Source organism: Paucibacter sp. KBW04 (assembly GCF_003852425.1).
GTDB lineage: Bacteria > Pseudomonadota > Gammaproteobacteria > Burkholderiales > Burkholderiaceae_C > Paucibacter_A.
Genome location: NZ_QAJN01000012.1, coordinates 65554 through 84772 on the forward strand (window position 1 = coordinate 65554; position 19219 = coordinate 84772).

At 65.0% G+C, this 19219-nt stretch carries 13 protein-coding genes; 8 read left to right on the forward strand and 5 right to left on the reverse strand.

Annotation, left to right across the window (positions count from 1 at the left end):
• Nucleotides 1-446: 446 nt before the first annotated feature.
• Nucleotides 447-1175: a type 1 glutamine amidotransferase gene (locus tag DBR47_RS15140; protein ID WP_124451503.1), complete on the reverse strand. Its 729-nt coding sequence runs from the start codon at nucleotides 1173-1175 to the stop codon at nucleotides 447-449.
• A gap of 193 nt (nucleotides 1176-1368) precedes the next feature.
• Between DBR47_RS15140 and argJ the strand changes: the two genes are divergently transcribed.
• Nucleotides 1369-2601: a bifunctional glutamate N-acetyltransferase/amino-acid acetyltransferase ArgJ gene (gene argJ / locus DBR47_RS15145; RefSeq protein ID WP_124451505.1), complete on the forward strand. Its 1233-nt coding sequence runs from the start codon at nucleotides 1369-1371 to the stop codon at nucleotides 2599-2601.
• A gap of 12 nt (nucleotides 2602-2613) precedes the next feature.
• Here the strand turns inward: argJ and DBR47_RS15150 are convergent, their stop codons facing one another.
• Complete coding sequence (locus DBR47_RS15150; protein ID WP_124451507.1) at nucleotides 2614-4188, reverse strand: hypothetical protein; 1575 nt, start codon at nucleotides 4186-4188, stop codon at nucleotides 2614-2616.
• A gap of 379 nt (nucleotides 4189-4567) precedes the next feature.
• On the opposite strand from DBR47_RS15150, the gene DBR47_RS15155 reads away from it, so the two are divergent.
• The 4 genes from DBR47_RS15155 (at nucleotide 4568) to DBR47_RS15170 (ending at nucleotide 8087) form a co-directional block, all read left to right on the forward strand.
• Nucleotides 4568-5731, forward strand: a complete 1164-nt coding sequence (locus tag DBR47_RS15155) for a hypothetical protein (protein WP_124451509.1) — start codon at nucleotides 4568-4570, stop codon at nucleotides 5729-5731.
• Between the two features lie 66 nt (nucleotides 5732-5797).
• Nucleotides 5798-6244, forward strand: coding sequence for an SRPBCC family protein (locus DBR47_RS15160; RefSeq protein ID WP_124451511.1), 447 nt, complete (start codon nucleotides 5798-5800; stop codon nucleotides 6242-6244).
• A 7-nt stretch (nucleotides 6245-6251) separates the two neighbouring features.
• Nucleotides 6252-7322 (forward strand): S41 family peptidase, encoded by a 1071-nt coding sequence (locus DBR47_RS15165; protein ID WP_124451513.1) that lies wholly within the window; start codon nucleotides 6252-6254, stop codon nucleotides 7320-7322.
• An 87-nt stretch (nucleotides 7323-7409) separates the two neighbouring features.
• The gene (locus tag DBR47_RS15170; protein ID WP_124451515.1) at nucleotides 7410-8087 is read left to right on the forward strand and encodes a histidine phosphatase family protein; all 678 of its coding nucleotides are present in this window, start codon (nucleotides 7410-7412) and stop codon (nucleotides 8085-8087) included.
• 46 nt (nucleotides 8088-8133) lie between these two features.
• Here the strand turns inward: DBR47_RS15170 and DBR47_RS15175 are convergent, their stop codons facing one another.
• On the reverse strand, nucleotides 8134-11235 hold the full coding sequence (locus DBR47_RS15175) for an SUMF1/EgtB/PvdO family nonheme iron enzyme (RefSeq protein ID WP_124451517.1): 3102 nt from the start codon (nucleotides 11233-11235) through the stop codon (nucleotides 8134-8136).
• A gap of 244 nt (nucleotides 11236-11479) precedes the next feature.
• Here DBR47_RS15175 and DBR47_RS15180 point away from each other — a divergent pair, with 244 nt between their 5' ends.
• The 3 genes from DBR47_RS15180 (at nucleotide 11480) to DBR47_RS15190 (ending at nucleotide 15476) form a co-directional block, all read left to right on the forward strand.
• Nucleotides 11480-13504 carry a S9 family peptidase gene (locus tag DBR47_RS15180; RefSeq protein WP_124451520.1) on the forward strand — a complete coding sequence of 675 codons (2025 nt, stop codon included), beginning with the start codon at nucleotides 11480-11482 and terminating at the stop codon, nucleotides 13502-13504.
• Between the two features lie 104 nt (nucleotides 13505-13608).
• Nucleotides 13609-15057: an N-acetylglucosamine-binding protein GbpA gene (gbpA, locus tag DBR47_RS15185; protein ID WP_197047093.1), complete on the forward strand. Its 1449-nt coding sequence runs from the start codon at nucleotides 13609-13611 to the stop codon at nucleotides 15055-15057.
• 224 nt (nucleotides 15058-15281) lie between these two features.
• Nucleotides 15282-15476: a hypothetical protein gene (locus DBR47_RS15190; protein WP_124451522.1), complete on the forward strand. Its 195-nt coding sequence runs from the start codon at nucleotides 15282-15284 to the stop codon at nucleotides 15474-15476.
• Nucleotides 15477-15497: 21 nt separating this feature from the next.
• On the opposite strand, the gene adhP is transcribed toward DBR47_RS15190, so the two are convergent.
• Nucleotides 15498-16520, reverse strand: a complete 1023-nt coding sequence (gene adhP, locus DBR47_RS15195) for an alcohol dehydrogenase AdhP (RefSeq protein ID WP_124451524.1) — start codon at nucleotides 16518-16520, stop codon at nucleotides 15498-15500.
• Between the two features lie 147 nt (nucleotides 16521-16667).
• Nucleotides 16668-19082 (reverse strand): TonB-dependent siderophore receptor, encoded by a 2415-nt coding sequence (locus DBR47_RS15200; protein WP_124451526.1) that lies wholly within the window; start codon nucleotides 19080-19082, stop codon nucleotides 16668-16670.
• Between the last annotated feature and the right edge of the window lie 137 nt (nucleotides 19083-19219).

Sequence of the window (19219 nt, forward strand, 5' to 3'; positions counted from 1 at the left end):
TCGCCCAGGCAACACGGGGAGCACCAACCCCACTCGGCTCGCTGCGCGTCGCCTCGGTCCAATACATAACTCACAATCGCGGCGCGCTGGCGCGCCGCCCCTCAAGCCGATGCGCAGCGAGGCGTGACGGTATTCAAGTCCCGTTGAGACTGGGTGAGGAGCGGAAACTTCCTTGGGCGTCGCGAAGCGACTTCGAGGACTGACTTCGCGCCCCTTGTCTGAACGGAGCGTAGCGCAGTGAGTTGGGCGCGGCCCAAGGAAGTTGAGCACCGCAACGGACCCCGCAGGGGCCAGGCGTCGGGTCGCCTTCTTTTGCTTACTTTTCTTGGCGAAGCAAGAAAAGTGAGTCGCCCGCCGGGGCGAAATCCCGGCTGGGCCAGGGAACTAAAACCCGGCGAGTTAAAGAGTTATATGGCGGCGAAACGAAGCACGCGCGATTCAACACTTCACCAATACAACTTCGCCCTCACCACACTCGGCCGCCGCAAGCCCAAGCTCCATTGGTGATAGACGCTGCGGGCCATGCGGTGCAAATCATCGGTGCGTTGCTCCAGATCTCGCAGGATCTCTGCCTCGCTTTGAACGGCTGGGCCATGCACATGCTCCAGCTCATGCTTGGACTCATGACACCAGGCGCGTACGCTTTCCTCGGTCACTTCCAGATGACATTGCAGCGCGACATGCTTGCCCATGGTGAATCCTTTGTTGATGCAGTGAGTGCCAAACAGGCTGCGGCGTGCGCCCTTGGGGATCTCGAAGGTGTCGTAATGCCAGTTGAAAACCGTGGTCTGTGAGCGGCCGCAGAACAGCGCGCGGGCGTCCGGTGTCACCCACAGCTTGCTCCAGCCGATATTCGGCCAGGCATTGCGGGTGACCCGCGCACCGCAGCTCTTGGCCAGCAGCTGGGCGCCAAAGCAGTGACCCAACACGGGCACATCGTGCGCGACCGCATCCTTCACCAGCGTCTCTTCCGCCGCAATCCAGTCCAAGTCATCGTTGACGCTGTGATTGCTGCCCAGCACGACCACGCCGCTGAAGTCCTCGGCCCGCCGTGGCGGCGCCTCACCCAGGGCAGGCCGGAAGGTCTCGGTCGGGATGCCTTGCTCTTGCAAGAACTCCGACAGATAACCCGGCCCTTGATTGGCTTCGTGCTGAAGGATGGCGACTGGTCTCATATCCTTGGCGCGCCAGGCTTTTGTAGGGGGCGCCGCTTGTTGCGAGGCCTTCAATTTAGGACCGGGCGACTCAAGACCTCGCCAAGCTTTGGCCCGGCCGCATCAAGAAGCTGTCAAGCGTTTTGATACCTGCACGAACCTACAATCCGGCTTCTCTTTTGACCTGTTCGCTTTCTTCTTCAAGGCCTCCACCATGCCCGTCAATCTCAGCGCCCCCGATCCCGCTTCCTTGCACCCGGTCCCCGGTGTGCGCCTTGGCATCACCCAGGCCGGCATCCGCAAGGCGGACCGACGTGACTTGAGCGTGATCGAGCTGATTGAAGGCGCCAGCGTGGCCGGTGTGTTCACCAAGAACCGTTTTTGCGCGGCGCCGGTGCAGATCTGCCGTGAGCATCTGGCCAAGGACGGCAATCAGATCCGCGCCATCTTGGTCAACACCGGCAATGCCAATGCCGGCACCGGCGCGGACGGCCTGGCGCGGGCGCGCCAGAGCTGCGAGGCCCTGGCTGGTCTGATGGGCGTGCAGGCCGAGCAAATCCTGCCTTTCTCCACCGGCGTCATCATGGAGACCTTGCCGGTGGATCGCATCATCAAGGGCCTGCCTGCCGCCATCGCGGCCCTGCGCGCCGATGCCTGGGGCGAGGCTGCTTTGGGCATCATGACGACCGACACCGTGCCCAAGGCCGCGTCGCTGCAGGTGCAGATTGGTGGCCAGACGGTGACCCTGACCGGCATCAGCAAGGGCGCGGGAATGATTCGCCCCAATATGGCCACCATGCTGGGCTATGTGGCGACCGACGCCAATATCAACCCGGCCCTGATGCAGGCCCTGGTGAGCGAGGCCGCTGACGCGTCTTTCAACCGCATCACCATCGACGGCGACACATCCACCAACGACTCCTTTGTGCTGATCGCCACCCACAAAGCGGCCCATGCGCGTATCGACTCGCTGGACAGTGCCGAGGGTCAAGTCTTGCGCGCCGCGCTGATCAAACTCTCGCAACAGCTGGCCCAGGCCATCGTGCGCGACGGCGAGGGCGCGACCAAGTTCATCACCGTGACGGTGGACGGCGGCCGCAACGAGGCCGAGTGCAAACTGGCGGCCTACGCCATTGCCCACTCACCCCTGGTGAAGACGGCCTTCTTCGCCAGCGACCCGAATCTGGGCCGCATCCTGGCGGCCGTGGGCTATGCCGGTATCGACGATCTGGACCAGACCCTGATCTCTCTGCATCTGGACGATGTGCATGTGGTGCGCGACGGTGGCCGCCACCCCGACTACCGCGAGGAAGATGGCCAGCGCGTGATGAAACAGAGCGAAATCACCGTGCGGGTGAATCTGCAGCGCGGCGCCGCGACGGCCACGGTCTGGACTTGTGATCTGAGCCACGATTACGTCAGCATCAACGCCGACTATCGCTCCTGAAGAAGCGCTGTCCTAAAAATCTACCGCCTTGGTGCGCATACCGCGTGCCACCAAGGTCGCGTTGATCAGCTGGGCTTCTTCGCGGCCGTCAAAAGGCCAGACGGCGGGGCGCCAGCCTTCGGGCGTTTGAAAGACCTGGGCTTGCAGCGCGCCCGCGTGCATGGGCGCGATCATGCCGCGCATACGGGCCAGCTGGGCTTCGGCCTCCTGCTTGCTCGGGCTGACCGGGCCCACCAGGGCCACCACCGGCTTGCTGTCTTGCTTGCCGCTCTTGCCACCCTCGGGTTTGACGACGGAGTGGATGGTCTTGTCCTCGCCCTTTGTGCCCAAGGGGCCCAGCTTTTCCACCAGAGGGGCGGTCGTCGCGGTTTTGTCGCTGGCGGCCTTGTCTGAGGTTTTCTCTCCGGGCTTGGCGGCGGGCTTGGGCGCTTCTTCCTTCGCCTCGGGCTTGAGGGCTTCTTCCGGTTTGGCGCCAAACGGTGTGCGCTTGGGCAAGGCCTTGACGAAATTGGGGCGGATATCGGGCTGGGGTTCGCTGGCCGCCTCTGCGGCTGGGCTGGCCGCCGTCCCAGGAGGCATCGCGGCCTGGGCGCCCGCCGGTTTTTGCGGCAGGCTGTCGGACAAAGACCCCGAGGCCGCAGCCTCGCTACCGGCGGCTTCGGAGGCCGGGGCCGAGGCCCCTTCGGCCGCCGCGGAAGCGGCCGCTGCTGCAGCCGCTGCTGACGCGGCTTCGGCCTGAGCCGCGACCAAGGCCGCCGCAGAAGCCGCTGAAGCTGCTTGGGCAGCGGAAGCAGCGGAAGCCGCAGCCTCAGCTGCCGCCACCGCCTCCTGTGCGGCATGGTGCTTCTGCAGCAGCAGGGCCGAACCCAGGCCTAGCAAGCCCAGCAAGACCATGGCCGCCAGGCCCAGGCGTTTCGGGCTCCAGCAGCGTGGGCCGAGGATGTGGGGCTTGCGGCCCACCCCGATCAAGACCCGGCTGCGCGAGTTGCCGGCATCGATGGCGGCGCTGATCAGATAAAGCTCAAACGGCCAGGCGCCGCTGTGCTTGGCCATCATGGCCTCGTCCATGGCCACCACGCGCTGCGGCCAGCTGGCGTCGCCCGGCGGGTTCAGAAAACCCTGGGCCTGAGCGAACTTGGCCACACGGGCCGGGCGCAGGCCGGGGATGAAGCGTTCGCTGAAAGCCGGCCAGGCGCTGGAAGCGCCGCCTGCGGCGCCGCGCTTCCAGAACCCTGCGAGCCCGCTGAGGCGCTCGCGCCAGCTGGGCTTGGGCAGGTGCTCGGCCGGGTCTTCCCCGTCGGCCAGGGCGTCCAGATGTTGGGCCGTGGTGTTGGCGTGGGCGTCCAGCGTGCTCTCGCCCACATCGTGGGCTGCGGCTTCGCCCACGCCCTCTTCGGCCAGCACCGGCTCGATGGGTTCCGCCAAGCTACCGGCGCGGCCGCCATGGCCCACGGCCGTACCGGCGCGGCCGGTGCGCACAAAGGGCAGGGCGACGACGCCAATGGTGTGGACGTCGTAGATGGTGATTTTCTTCGCGAGCGGATGGCTGTTATGCCAGGCCACCACGTGCTCGACCAATCGATCCATGCTTGCGGTTTGGTTTGAAAAAAGTGAGGGGCGGGCAGGGCCAGAGCCCTTGCCCGCCCATGGTGCCTCAAGTATCCCTGCCCGGAAGGGGCGGCGTTGCCGGCAAGGCACGTTTCAATGCCTGGATAAGCGGGCCAAAACAGGACTTTGGCCCGCGCTGGGGCCTGGCTGCGGGCACGGGTCGGCTCCAGCCTATCCCTCCGTGTCGCGCTGCATTGTGGTGCGCTCTCACCAAGCTGGTGCGCTTTGGGCCGCATGTGCAGCATTTGGGGCGGGGCATGACCAAGACCACACCTGTCAGCTCTTGCTGTGGTGGCATGGCGCTTGCATTGCTGTGCATGACAAACAACGCTTTCACTCGTCTTTGACGACGCCCATCATGAGCACCGCCGCCGACACCGAACGCCTCACTTCCACGGCAAGCGCTGCCTTTCAGCCCGGCTTGCCCGTGGGGGCGCAGCTGCTCTTGCTGGTGCAGGGGGCCACTTCCTTGGCGGCCGGCCCTCAGCCCCGCCATCTCTTGCAAGAGGTGCTGGAGGAGTCGGGCTACAACGTCCAATTGCTGTGGCTTGAGCCAAGGGATGCCCAAGGCCCAAGTGACCCGGCCGAATGGGCCAGGGCGGCTGCATCGGCCACATCGGCCCCATTCGCCTCGTCTGCCTCTGCGCCCGAGGTCTTGCTGATCGAAGTGGCGGCCGAGCAGGAGGCCCAGGCCTTTGCCCTGGCCCAAGAGCTGAAGGCCCTGCCGGTCTTCAGCACCACGCCCCTGGTCTTGCTGGGTGGGGCAGGGGGCGCCGCGCAGACGGAGGCGGCCCTGGCCGCCGGGGCAGTGGACTATCTGGCCCGGCCCCTGCGCCCGCGCGACTTGCTGGCGCGTTTGGGCCAGCTGATCCAGGGGGCACGTGCTCAAGGTCGGGGTCAGCCGGCGCAGCCACAAGCCCTGGCTCAGGCCCTGGATGCCTTTGGCCAGGCCAGCTTGGTGGTGCAGGAGAGCAGCGGCCGCTGCGTCTGGCACACCAGCCTGGCGCGCGATCTGATGTTGCAGTACTTCAGCGCCGGGCATTTCGAGCGCGGCCGCCTGCCGCCCGAGCTGATGCTGTGGCTGCACCGCGAGGCCTTGCGCCGGCGTGCCGGGGCCGATAGCAAGACGCTCACCGTCCTGCCGCAAGCCCACGCCGGCGCCCTGCCCAAGGCGCCCGCCGTGCTGGCCCTGGGCCCCAAGCGCCTGAGCTTTGCCCTGCATGCCATGGATGCCGATTCGGTCGGCGAGGGCTGCTGGTTGATCGTGCTGCGCGAGTCCGATGACGCGGCCTTGCTGCATGGCCTGATCCATGCCTTTGGCCTGGCGGCCCGCGAGGCCGAGTTGCTGTACTGGGCCGTCAAGGGCAAGGACCCCCGCGAGCTGGCCGCGGTGCTGGGCAGCAGCGCCGCCGAGGTGCAGGGCGGCCTGCAAACCATGCTCATCAAATTAGGCGTTAGTACGCTTGGGGCCGCGGTGGCCCTGGCGGCGGAGCGGGTCAAGGGCTTGAGCCGCTCGGCCTGATGGCTGGCGGGGCCAGGGGAGGTAGCATGCACGCTGCCCTTTCTTCTGGACTTCTGGAGGCCCCTCATGAGCACAGGCACCGTTCAATTGCACCGCGTCATCCGCAGCCAGCCGGAGAAGCTTTACCGCGCCTTTCTGGAGCCCGATGCCTTGAGCAAATGGCTGCCGCCCTATGGCTTTACCTGCCAGGTCCATCAGCTGGAGGCGAAAGTGGGGGGCAGCTTCAAGATGTCTTTCCGTAATTTTGGCAACGGCCAGGGCCATTCCTTTGGCGGCGAGTATCTGGAACTGCGTCCGGGTGAGTTGCTGCGCTATACCGATCGCTTCGATGACTCGAACCTGCCCGGCGAGATGCAGGTCGAGGTCAAGCTCAAGGCCGTGCTGTGCGGCACCGAGATCAGCATCACCCAGGCCGGCATTCCGGCCATGATCCCGGTCGAGATGTGCTATCTGGGCTGGCAGGAATCGCTCGCTCAGCTGGCCCAGTTGGTGGAGCCTGAGATCGCGGGCTGAGGCCGGGATGGTGGCTTGGCTGCGCTGGCCCGAAGTTCGCGGCCTGATCTTGGTCATGGTCTTGGCCGCGCTGGGCGCGGCCGCATGGGCCATCCGCCACTACAGCAGCCCCGTGATTGAACAGCCCGGGCAGATTGTTGATGAGGCGCTGGCGCTGATTCAGGCCCATGCGCTTGCGGCCGAGGGCAAGGATTGGCCGCCTTTGCAGGCCGCAGCGCGGGCGCGGGCCGAGCTCGGTGGGCGTGAGGTCGATCTGGACATTGCTCTGAGCCAACTCGTTGGCGCGCTGGGTGACGGGCATTCTTTCTATATGAGTCGCAGCCAGGCCCAGGTCTTTCAGGCGGCTCCGGGTCAGGCGCAGGCGCCCAGCACCGCTTTGGGCGAATTGCAGGCGCCGGTGCAAGGCCTGGCCGTCCTCAAGCTGGATGGGTTTCCCTCCATTCAGCCGGAACAGATGCGCTTGGCCGCCTCGCATCTGCGCGATCAGCTCTTGCTCGCCTTGGCGCAAAGCCCTTGTGGCCTGGTGCTCGATTTGCGGGCCAACACAGGCGGCAATATGTATCCCATGCTGGCGGGCTTGGCAGCGCTGCTGCCCGAGGGCCCGGTCTTGAGCTTTGAAGACGCGCGGGGGCGGCGCGAGCCCTTGCTCTTGCAGAACGGGCAGCTGCGCTATGCCCAAACGAATCCCATGGGGGAGGGGGCCGAGGCAGCGCTGCCCTCAGCAGACCCTGCATGGCGCAGCCATGCCGTGGCCGTGCTTGGCGGGCCATTCACGGGCAGCTCGGGTGAGATGGTCTTGATCGCCTTCAAAGCTCGGGCCAATACCCGCTTCTTTGGCCAGCCCAGTGCCGGCGTCAACACCGGCAATTCGGTTCACGCCCTGCGCCATGGGGGACTCTTGGCTTTGGCCGGCGTTCGTACCCTGGACCGCCAAGGGCGTTTGTACAGCGGCCCCATCGCGCCCGACGAGATCAGTGGGGGTGCCCAGGCCGATGCCGACACGCTGGCGCGGGCGGCCCGCTGGTTGCATTCGACTTGCGGTGCTGCCCCGCCTGCAGGCCGGGCGGCGCCCCTCTGAACAGGGGGCTGTGCGTTTTTGTTCACCCCCTGTTTGAGGTCGCAGCGGAGACAGGTTTTTTCTGGCTCAGGCCCGATGATGGTCGGCATGGGAACGCTCTATCTTGTCCGCCACGGTCAGGCCTCTTTGGGGGCCGAGGACTACGATCAACTCAGCGATCTGGGGCGGCGCCAGTGCCAGGCCCTGGGCCGCTACTGGCGTGAACGGGGCCAGGGCTTTGATGCGGTGTTGACCGGCACGCTCAAGCGCCATCAGCAGTCCCTCGCCGCCCTGAGCGAGGGTTTGCAGCAGGCGGATCTGCCGACGGCAGTTCAATGCCCTGGCCTGGACGAATACGACAGCGAGGCCTTGATTCGCGCCATCCACAGCGGGCCGCTGGAGCGCCCGCTGACGCCAGAGGCGGCGCGCGCCCATTTTCGTCTGCTGCGCGAAGGCCTGGCGGCCTGGATGGCGGGCCGCGCGGCGCCCGAGGGCATGAGTGGCTATGCCGAGTTCAGCGCCGGTGTGGCCGCGGCCCTGCGCCAGGTGCAGGGCATTGCTGCCGAGAAGGCCCGCGCCCGCGTGCTGCTGGTGTCCAGCGGCGGGCCCATCTCCACCGCCATCGGCCAGGTGCTGGGCACGCCGCCCGACGCCACCATCGAGCTGAATCTGCGCATACGCAATAGCGCCGTCAGTGAGTTCGCCATCAGCGCCAAGCGCATGGCTTTGCAGACCTTCAATAGCGTGGCCCATCTGGACGACACGGCCTTGCTCAGCTTTGCCTGATGGGCGAGCCGCCCCCCCAAAGCCTGGCTGCGGCGCTTGAGGGCAATCAGGGCTGGGCCGGGATTGCGGTGGGCGCGGGGAAGAGGGGGAGCTGATCGTCTTTGATCAGGGCTAAGCGGAAGCCCAGGGCATGGTGGCTATGCCCTGGCTCCTCGGTTTGGCGGTGGGCACAGCGAGCTTCGGTAGCGGGGGCGCTCCAGGAACCGCCGCGGGTGACTCTTGAGGCCAGTTGCTTGGCTTCGCGCGAATGAGCCGTCGGCCGCGCCGCGCTGCCGCTGTAGGCGCCGCCCTTGCTGCGTGTCCATTCCCGGACATTGCCCAGCATGTCGTACAACTCCAAGTCATTGGGTGGAAAGCAGCCCACGCTGCAGCTGTCTTGCAGCTGGCTTTCCCGGCTATTGGCCAGCCAGGGCGCTGGCTTGTTGCCCCAGGGAAAGAGGGAGTCGCAGCTATTGCCGCGGGCCGCCTTCTCCCACTCAAACTCGCTCGGCAAAGCAATCTTCCAGCCCTGGCGAATCAGCTTGGTCAAGGCCAGGTTTTGGTAGCGGGGGCCGGACAGCAGGCAGCGGTTCAGCCAGCCGCAATACATCTCGGCGTCCCGCCATGTGACGCGGCGCACCGGTCGGCTGCCCAGGTCGCGCAGGGCCGGTATGTCCAGCGTCATCCGGTTGGCCTCGCGAAAGGCGCGGAACTGCGCCACCGTCACCGGGTAGCGGCCGATGTAGAAGGTGGGCGTGGGCGTCGGGCGGTCATTGATCTCGTTGGGGTGCACCGACACGCCCAACCGGGCGCTGGTCCGGCCGGTGTCCTGGCGGCGGGTGCCGACGCGAAACTCGGGATCGGCCTCGACGCGGACAAAGCCCTGCAATTTGTCTTTGGGCAGGTGGTAGAGCAGGGGGTCAAAGCGAGGGTCGCCCAGGGCCGACAAGGGCTCGGCCATGCGCGCCCGCACAAGGGGGCTGACCTGTTTGAGCAACTCTTTGTCGGACAGCAGCGTGACGATGTGCTGGGCGCAGTCAGCTCGCAAGTCTTTGCCGGCCTCGCGGCGCTCCAGAATGGCCGTGGCCGCCAATTCTGCCGCGCAGCATTGGGCCGTCGGCGTTTGGCCCAGGCGCGCCAGGCGGGCGAAGAAGTTGGGCGCGACCTGCATGGCCTCGCGGCGAGCGCGGTAGCCCGAAAGCAGCAGGATCGGTTCGCGCCACCAGGGATCCTCCAGCCGCGGTTCCAGGGCCGCAAAGATTTCGGTGAGGGCCGTGGCGCCCGTGACCGCGCAAAGATAGCGCGCGGTCAGAAACTCCTGGAATGCCAGGTGAATGAAGCGGTAGACGCCGTCGCGCTCTTCCATGATGCTGCCGCGTTGCCGGACCTGGGCCAGAAAGGCGTCGATATGTGGGCGAAAGCACTCCTCGCGTTGCAGCAGGCGGCGCAGGTCCGCCTCCTCGATCTCTCGCCCCTGCTCCGGCCCTTGCTGATGCATATGAAAGGCCAGGTATTGAGAGATGTCCAGGAACACCTCCCAACCGCTGTTGAGCTGGGTGATCTCGTCCTGATCGACCCCGTAGTCCACCTGCAGCAAGGCCAGGATGGCCTTGTTGAAGAGCAGGGCGCGCTCGTCCGGCAAGGTCCGGTTGTTGACGTCGACGATCAGCAGCAGGCGCACGATCAGGGGGCTGTCCACCAGGGGCTGGCTGTCGCGCCCCAGGCGCTCGCGGCGATCCTGCTCCAGGCGCTGAATGCTTTTGAGCAAGGCTTCGCTGCGTTCCTGGCTTTTGGCTTCGTCGAAGGGCGGGATGCAGCGATAGGCTTGGCGAATCATGGGGGCGATATGGCGGCCCATCTCCAGGGGCTGGACCACGATCTCCTGGAAGTCGGCGCCAAAGGCCGTGCGGCCGTTTCGATAAGCCACCGTCCGGCAGGTGACGATGGCGCGTAGCCCGGGTTTGCCAGCCAGCAGCTCTTCCACACATTGGCGCACCTCGGCGCGCTCATTCTCATTGGCCACCTCGTCCAAGCCGTCCAGCAGGAGCAGGATATTGAGTTTGGCGGCCAGCAGCTGGCTGAAAAAGTCGGCCGGCAGATCCAGGCTGACTTGTTTGCCGATCAGGTGCCGGGAAATGAATCCCGCAAGGGTCAGGTCTTGCGCGGCCAGGCTCTGTGCCTGTTTGCGTCTATGGCGGGCGAAGGAGGCCAGCGGCACGAAGATGGGCAGGGGCAGCTGGTGAACGCCTGTGTTCATGCCCAAACTGGTCTGCGCCGGTTCCGCCTTGTTCTCGACGATGGAGCTGGCTAAAGCCCAGGCCATATGGGCCAACACCGTGGTCTTGCCCGAGCCCGGGCCGCCCACCACCACCAGCCGGCTCCCGAGGGCCAGGAGCTCGTTGAGGGCCAGCTCGCCGCGCGCCTGGCCGGGCTGGGGCTTGCCGGTCTTGCCGCCTTTGGCTTCGTAGAGGCGCTGGCCTCGCATGCGGGCTCGCAGCGGCACATAAGCTGTTTCCAAGGGCAGCATCAGCACCGGGCCATTGCCGCCGCGCTCGATGCCGCGCATCTCGATGTTCTGGCAGCGTTCGCGCAGCCAGCTCAGATAGCTGCGCAGCTGGCGCATCAACACGGTCTGGGCCGCCGATTGCTGCGGTCCGCTTGAGCCGCCCTCGGCTGCCTGCTGGCCGCCCTTGAGTAGGCGCAGTTGTTCTTCCACCAGACGCAGCAGGGCGTCCACATTGTCGTAGTGGGTGTAGAAATGCTGCAAACCTTCCAGCTTGGCCTGGAAGCGCAGCAGGCTTAGCTGGTCTTCCGCCCGCAGGCTGCTGGGCTTGCGCGGCGCGTCGCTGAAGTAGGTGAGGATGCGAGGCCGTCCACATTGCAAGAACTGCCGATAGGCGACGTCGAACTCTTCCTCCGTGTAGCGGCCCACCTTGCCGGCCGCCAGCAGAATCAGCAGATCGCAGTCACAGATGGCTTGGTTGTATTCGTCTTGCTTGCGGGTGGGGGAGAGGCTGGCATCGAAATCCTCGCAGATGACCAGTTCCAGCTGGGCGTGTTCTTGGGACTGTGCCTGTGCCTGCGCATTGCGGCGCGCGACAAGTAGTTGCAGCGCCTCTCGCTCTTGCTTGAGTTCGGCCGAGGAGGCCAGGAAAACCTTGATGCCCAAGTGACGCCTCCTTTGTCCTTCTTGCCTTGCCGCTCCAGTCTGCTACCCGCTGCCGGGCGACTTTAGCCCAGAGCCGGGCGCCGTGGCCGCTGCGGACTAGGGGTCAGGTCTTGCCCAGGTTTGCAGTCCGAGCCCCTGTTTCAACCGTTCATCCGTCCTCGCTTGGTCTCACCGCAGCGCGCTTTTATAGTCAAACGCTCGCCCCGGCCCTCGGCCGGCTCATTGAATTTTTGAGGGAGATGAGATGAAGAGTTCGACTTTTGCGCCTTCGCAGCCCGGTCTGCGACTGGCACGTTTGGCGGCCGCCAGCCTGCTTGCCTTGCTCGCGGCCCAGACCCATGCAGCGGGCGATGGCAGCAGTGCCAGCACCGCGAAGAGAGCCGTCGAGGCCAGCCAGTCCAGCAAGGTGGCCAAGGCCGCCGAGGCCAAGCAGGCGCCCAAGCGTTACAGCATCGAGCAATTCATGGCCACGACGGCCATCAACGGTGCTTCCTTCAGCGCCGATGAGAAGCGCATTTTGTTCAGCAGCAATGTCACGGGCATCTTCAATGTCTACAGCCAGGATGTGGCGGGCGGTGCGCCGCGTGCCCTCACCAGTTCCACCACCGACAGCCATTACGCTGTCAGCTATTTCCCCCAGGACGACCGGGTGCTGTTCACCCGCGACAAGGGGGGCAATGAGCAAAACCACCTGTTTGTGCGCGAGTTGGACGGCCGCGAGCAAGACCTGACCCCGGGTGACAAGTTGAAGGCCAGCTTTGCCGGCTGGACGCCGGACGGCAGCGCTTTTTACGTCAGCAGCAATGAGCGCGACCCCAAGTTTTTCGACCTCTACCGCTACGATGCCAAGACTTATGCCCGCACGCTGATCTACAAGAACGAGGCGGGTTACGAAGTCTCGGAAATCAGCCGCGATGGCCGCTGGATCGCGCTGGAGAAGATCAACACCACCGCCGATTCCGACGTCTATCTGTTTGACACCCAGACCCAGCAGCTCAAGCATCTGACCCCGCACGACGCCAAGAAAGAGTCGATCAGCTACCGCGCCGCCACCTTCACGCCAGACTCCCGCCAGCTGATTCTGCAAACCAATGCCGGTGCCGAGTTCACCCGCTTGCAGCAATATGAGCTGGCCACGGGCAAGACCAGCGAGTTGGAAAAGGCTGACTGGGATATCGCCTACACCTATTTCTCGCAGGACGGTCGCTACCGCGTCACCGGCGTCAATGCCGATGCCAGCATCCGCCTGTCGGTGAAGGAGCAGGTGAATGGCCAGGAACGGCCGGTGGCCCTGCCCAGCCTACCCGGCGGCGAGGTGCGCGGCGTGCAGTTCTCGCGCAGCGGCGCCAAGATGGCCTTTTATTTGAACGGCGATCGCTCGCCCAGCAATCTGTTTGTCTACGACTTCGCGGGCAAACAGGTCAAGCAGCTGACGCAATCGCTGTCCAAGGAAATCGACCCGGCTGATCTGGTGGACGCGCGCATCGTGCGCTTCAAGTCCTTTGACGGCATGGTGATTCCTTCTGTCTACTACCAGCCCAAGGAAGCCTCGGCGACGAACAAGGTGCCGGCCGTCTTGCTGGTGCATGGCGGCCCCGGCGGTCAGACCACGCGGGGCTATTCGGCCCTGGCCCAATACTTGGCCAATCATGGCTATGCGGTGCTGGGCATCAATAACCGGGGCAGCTCGGGTTATGGCAAGAGTTTCTTCACGGCGGATGACGGCAAGCATGGCCGCGAGCCCTTGTGGGACTGCGTGGAGGCCAAGACCTATCTGGCCAGCACCGGTGTGATCGACCCGGACCGCATCGGCATCATGGGCGGCTCTTACGGTGGCTATATGACGCTGGCGGCCCTGGCCTTCCGGCCCGAGGCCTTCAAGGTGGGCATTGACATCTTCGGCGTCAGCAACTGGTTGCGCACGCTGGAGAGCATTCCGCCTTACTGGGAGTCCTTCCGCCAGGCCTTGTATCAGGAGGTGGGCGACCCCGCGCGCGACCGTGACTTCCTGATCGCCACCTCGCCGCTCTTCCACGCCAAGGAGATCAAGCGGCCGCTGATGGTGATCCAGGGCGCCAATGACCCGCGCGTCATCAAGCCCGAGAGCGATGAGATCGTGGAAGCGGTGAAGAAGAACGGCGTGCCGGTGGAGTACCTGGTGTTCGACGACGAAGGCCATGGCTTCTCGAAGAAAAAGAACCAGATCGAAGCCAATCGCCGCATGCTGGAGTTTTTGGATAAATACCTCAAGCCCGGCCTGAGCAAATAAGGGTCTTATTCCCCGGGTAACGGTGTGTAAATGTCGCTCGATTCGAGGTTTGGTGACCTCGATCGTCCGCACAATCGCGCCGTTATTTTTCAGAGGGAGTCAGCATGACCTTCATGCTCAAAAAAGAGCGCCAGCTGATGGCGCTGATCGCAGGCCTGGCCCTCAGCGGACAGGCCTTTTCACATGGCTATATCAGTGCGCCGGAGTCGCGCAATCTGCTTTGCCGCTCCGGTGGCAATAGCGCTTGTGGCGCCATTCAGTGGGAGCCGCAAAGCCTGGAAGGCCCCTCGGGTTACCCCGATCGCGGCCCGGCCGACGGCCAGATCGCCAGCGCCGGCCTGCTGCAGTTCTCCCCCATGGACGAGCAGACCGCCTCGCGCTGGAGCAAGCGGAGCGTCAGCAGCGGCCCCATGAGCTTCAGCTGGACCTTCACCGCCAATCACGTCACCAAGGGCTGGCGCTACTACATCACCAAGCCGGGCTGGAACCCGAACCTGCGCCTGAGCCGCTCGGCCTTTGAGGCCCAGCCCTTTTGCCAGGCGGACGGCGGCATGCGCCAGCCGCCCAAGCTGGTGACGCATCAATGCCAGCTGCCCGCCCGCACCGGCTACCACCTGGTGCTGGGCGTTTGGGAAGTGGGCGACACGCCGAACAGCTTCTACAACCTGGTGGACCTGATGTTTGCCGATGGCGGCAGCAACCCGACCCCACCGGCCGCCAACTGGGCGGTGCGTGGCAGCATCTATCCCTCGGTGGATCTGAAGCCCGGCGACAAGGTCGCCACCCGTGTCTTCGACGCCAAGGGCGAACGCCCCGATCTGCAAACCCGCCTAAGCATTGCGAACGATGCCGATGGTCAGCGCAACACCTGGCCCTATCTGCTGGCGACCCGGGTGAACACCCAGCAAACCCTGCTGCGTGCCGGCCAGCTGGCGCCGGACGGAACGATTTCGCCGGTGCAAGGCCAGAACGAAGTTTTTGCTCGCCAGGACAGCGGCCTGAACCGCGTTGAGGTGCAGATCGAGAAGGCAGCCACGCCGCCCAGCGCCGACATCTTGGTGAACGGCCTGGCCGCGCAGCAGCAGATTGTGGGCGGCAAGCTGACGCTGCAGTTCAGCGTTACCGCCGTGGGTGAGTTGGACTTGAACGCCAGCGTCTTCGACCATGGCGGCCAGACCAAGGGCGTGGCCACGGCCTCGCTGAACAACTCGGGCCAGAGCCTGCGCATCGTCATCGACAAGCCCGCGGCCGGTCACCACCAGCTGGTGCTCAAGGGCGTGGTCAAGGGCAGCGGTCTCTTGATTCAGAAGACGTTTGATCTGATGTTTGTGGGCGAGACCGCACCCCAGCCTGGCGGCAAGTTCGACTACCGCTTCCCTGAGGGCCTGAAGAGCTACAAGGCCGGCACCCGCGTGCTGCAGCCCAAGAACGGCCGCATCTATGAATGCCGCCCCTGGCCCAACAACGGCTACTGCGTGCAGTGGAGCCCCTCGACCCCGCAGTTCGAGCCCGGAACAGGCAGCCACTGGCAGGAGGCCTGGATCGCACGTTGATCGATTGAGCAAAGAATCAGGTCTTGGAGGCCTGATCCTGGCTTGCCCAAGCCGCCTGAGGCCCGCTGGTCCCGCCCGATGTGCAGTTCATCGAGTCAGGGGCCAGTCGGTCGCAGGCGGCTTTCTCTTGTGCGCTTCGCCGCCTAGAGTGCAGTTGTGAGTTCGGGATGGGCCCGGGCTCGCAACAGTCTTGAGGCCTTGGCGGTCTCGATGAAAGGTTTGCGGTGAAGCTCTTGTTGTGGTTGCTGCTGTTTGTGCTGTGCTGGCCCCTGGCCTTGATGGCGCTGCTGCTGTGGCCCTTGTTCTGGCTGATCTCCTTGCCCTTCCGCCTGATCGGCATCAGTGTGGAGGCAGTGTTTGCCCTGCTGCGCGCGCTGCTGTTCCTGCCCGCGCGCTTGCTGGGGCACAAGGGCTCTTGAGCCAAACTGGCCCCGCAGCTCTTAGATCCGCATCACCACCCGTCCATCGATCTGGCCTTGCTTCATCTGATCGAAGATGGTGTTGATGGACTCCAGCTTGTCATTGCGGTAGTGGGTGCGGATCTTGCCGTCGGCGGCGAAGGCCAAGGCCTCTTCCAGGTCCTTGCGGGTGCCGACGATGGAGCCGCGTATGGTCTTGGCATTGAGCACCACATCGAAGATGGGCAGGGCGAAGTCGCCCGGCGGCAGGCCGACCAGCGACATGGTGCCGCGCTTGTGAAGCATGCCCACGCCTTGCTTGAAGGCGCTGTTGGACACCGCCGTGACCAACACCCCGTGGGCGCCACGCACATGTTTTTGCACCTCGGCCACCGGGTCTTGTGTCAGCGCATTGATGCAGACCTCGACCCCCAACTCACGCGCCAGTGCCAGCTTGTCCTCGGCGATGTCCACCGCGATCACGTGGTAGCCCATGGCCTGTGCGTACTGCACGGCCATATGGCCCAGACCGCCTATGCCCGAGATGGCCACCCAGTCGCCGGGCTTGCAGTCCAGCACCTTGAGCCCTTTGTAAACCGTCACGCCTGCGCAAAGCAGGGGCGCTGCCGGGTCGAAGTCCAGGGCGTCGGGTAGGCGACCCACATAGCCGGGGTCGGCCAGCACATACTCTGCATAGCCGCCGTTGACGGTGTAGCCGGTCATTTGTTGCTCACCGCACAGGGTTTCCCAACCGGTGATGCAGTGCTCGCAGTGGCCGCAAGCGGTGTGCAACCATGGGACACCGACCCGGTCGCCTTCTTTGACATGCTTGACGCCACGCCCCAGCGCGGCGACAAAGCCCACGCCCTCGTGGCCGGGAATGAAGGGCAGGGCGGGCTTGACCGGCCAGTCGCCATTGGCGGCGTGCAGGTCGGTGTGGCAGACGCCCGAGGCCACGACCTTGACCAGCACCTGGCCCTCCGGCACCTCGGGCACATCGACCTCTTCGATCTGCAGCGGCGCGCCAAACTCATGGACGACGGCGGCTTTCATTTTTTGAACCATGGCAATCCTCTCCTGTTTGTCCGGGCACTCGCTGCCCGCAAGCAGTATGTCGGCTGCAGGCAGGCGGTCAATGCCCTGGATCAAACAAAGATCGCGCGCGGGCGAGGGCTGTCATGCCGGCAGGCCTAACTCGGCAGGCCTGCGCGCTCAGACCTTCAACTCCAGGCGCAGCTGCCAGCTGGTATAGCTGCGCCCACCGCTGTCCGTCGTGATGATCTGCTCGGTCGTGGTGGTGATATTGCCGTTGCTGTAGTTCAGCGGGTCCAGATTGCTGGCCGACAGGCGCAGCTGGGCATTCGGGTTGATGCTCCACAGCGCAAAGGCGTCCAGCACCACTTTGCGGGAGTTGTGGGCCTCGGTCAGCAAGGTTTGCTGGATGGTGACGGCAGGCGTCCAGTTCAGGCCCGCGCCCAGGGACAGCGGCAGGCTGCGCAGCTTGTAGTCGGCGCCTAAATTGGCGGTGGCGCGGGGCTGTTGATCGAGGCGGTTATTGGGGCCGGGGATGCCCTCCACCGAGGAGCGGAACAGGCTCAGATTGCTGCGCACCGAGACCGGCCAGGCCTCGGGCAGGAACTCATCCAGGCGGAACTTGGCTTCCAGCTCCAGCCCCATGGTCGTGGCATTGCCGATGTTTTGCGGGCTGCTGACCCAGCGCGGCACGCTGGCCCAGGGCACGGTTTGCAAGCGGATATCGTTGCGCATCAGATCGCTGATGCGGCGGTAGAACACGCTTGCGCTGAGGATGCCGCCCTTGGACAGATAGCGCTCATAGGCCACATCGATGCCGGTGGCCAGCTCGGGCTTGAGATTGGGGTTGCCCATGCGGTCGGCATAGTTGACCGCGTTCTCGCCGCAGAGTTGACCGTCCGGGCAGGGGTATTGCGAGTTGATGGCCGGCTTGGCGATCAGGTCTTGCAGCTGTGGGCTGCGATAGCTGCGGGTCAGGCTGGCGCGGATCTGGTCGCGGCTCTTCTCGTCAAACTTCCAGACCGCATGCAGCAGCGGCGTCCAGACGCTGGAGCGGTTGCTGACCTGGTAGTTGGCTGCCGAGCTGCAGGTAGCAATGGTTTCGCCACGCAGGCCGGCGTAGAAAGACCATTGCTTGCCCACGCTCCATTCGTCCTGGGCGTAAAGGGCGAAGCGCTGGGTGGAGGCGGAGAGGTCGTCGCCAAAGTCCAGCAGGCCCGGGCAACCCTGGCCGTTTTGCTGGCAGACACGGGTCTGATCCCTTTGCGTGCCTTCGCCCTCCAGTCCGGCCACCAGGCTGTGCTCGTTCTCAAACTGGTGCGAGTACTTGCTGTTAAGGCTCCAGGAGCGATCCTGGCTGTTCGTCTTGTCGTCCTGCGTGCGCACCGGCGTGCTCGAGGCGCCGACAAACTCCTGCCGCAGGCTGTGGCTGTCCGAGCGACCCAGCCCTAAGCCGGCGCGCGTTTCCAGGCGGCTGTCGTCGGCTATGCGGTGGGTCCACTGGGTGTTGACGCGCAGCATCTCGAACTTGCTGTCGCCGTCAATGCGCGCATTGTCAAAGGGGTTCAGAGGCTTGGGCGCGCCCGAGGCATCGGGCTGGCCGAAAGCTGGCGTGCGGGTCTGGCTGAAGACATTGCTATTGCTGCTCTTGGAGGCCACCAAAAAGGGCTGGATGCTGAGCGAATCGCCGCCGGCCAGCTTCCATTGCAGGCGCAGATTGAGGTTCAGGCCGCGGCGCTCGTCCTCGCTCTGGCCCTGGGTCTTGAGCAGACTGTCGGCGCCGGTCTTGAGGCTGTGGGTCAGGGCGCTGGTGTTCTGATCGTCGCGGTGGCTGACTTGTTGGGCATTCAACGTCAGGTTGTAGGCGCCGCCGTGATCGTCCAGTTTGTCATTGCGGGTCCAGCCTACGCTAGGCGTCCAGATGCCGCGCTCCTCGCCGATGCCGAAGCGCCAGTCGTTCAGACGCCTTTGCAAGGCCTCGCGCAAGACCACATTGATGGTGCCGGCCACGGCACGGGCGCCGTACTCGGCCGTGGGCGCGCGCAAGACCTCGATGCGCTCCACCTGGTCGGGCGGCAGTTGGTCCAGTGAAAAGCCCGGCGGCATGCGCTCGCCGTTGACCAGGATCTGGGTATAGCCATTGCCCATGCCACGCATGCGAATGTCGCCGCCGCGCCCCGGGCGGCCACCGGTCGTGACACCGGGCAGGCGCTTGAGCACCTCGCCCACGGTGCTGTCACCAAAGCGCTCGATCTCCTCCCGGCCGATCACGATCTTGGCTGCAGTCGATGCCCGCCGCACCGCCTCGTCCGAGGCCCGGCCTTCGACCTCCACCCGCTCCAGCTGCTCGGTCTTGGCCTTGGTGGCGGGAGCCGTGGGCGCTTTCTCGGGCTTGGCTTTTTGCTGAGGCGCGGCCGGTGGGTTCTGCGGCTCCTGGCTTTGCCCAAAACTGTGGGCGGCCGGCAGTAGACCCAGGGCCAAGGCCAGGCAGGTTTGTAGTTGCTGTTTGTTCTTCAACAAGGAGGGCTTGGCGGTCGCGACGGTGAGTTTGTTCTTGAAGTTAGGCATGGCGGCGATCAAGGCTCTGGCGAGCATGCTTCCGGCGCTGCCGGAGCGGTCAATTTTTGGAAGGCTGAAGCATCGCACGGAAGCCTCTCTCGCCTTCTTGCCCGACTGTCTCGCGGCCCGGGTTTTAATCTTCTTTACCTGGCCCGTGCGCTATCCGCATCCCG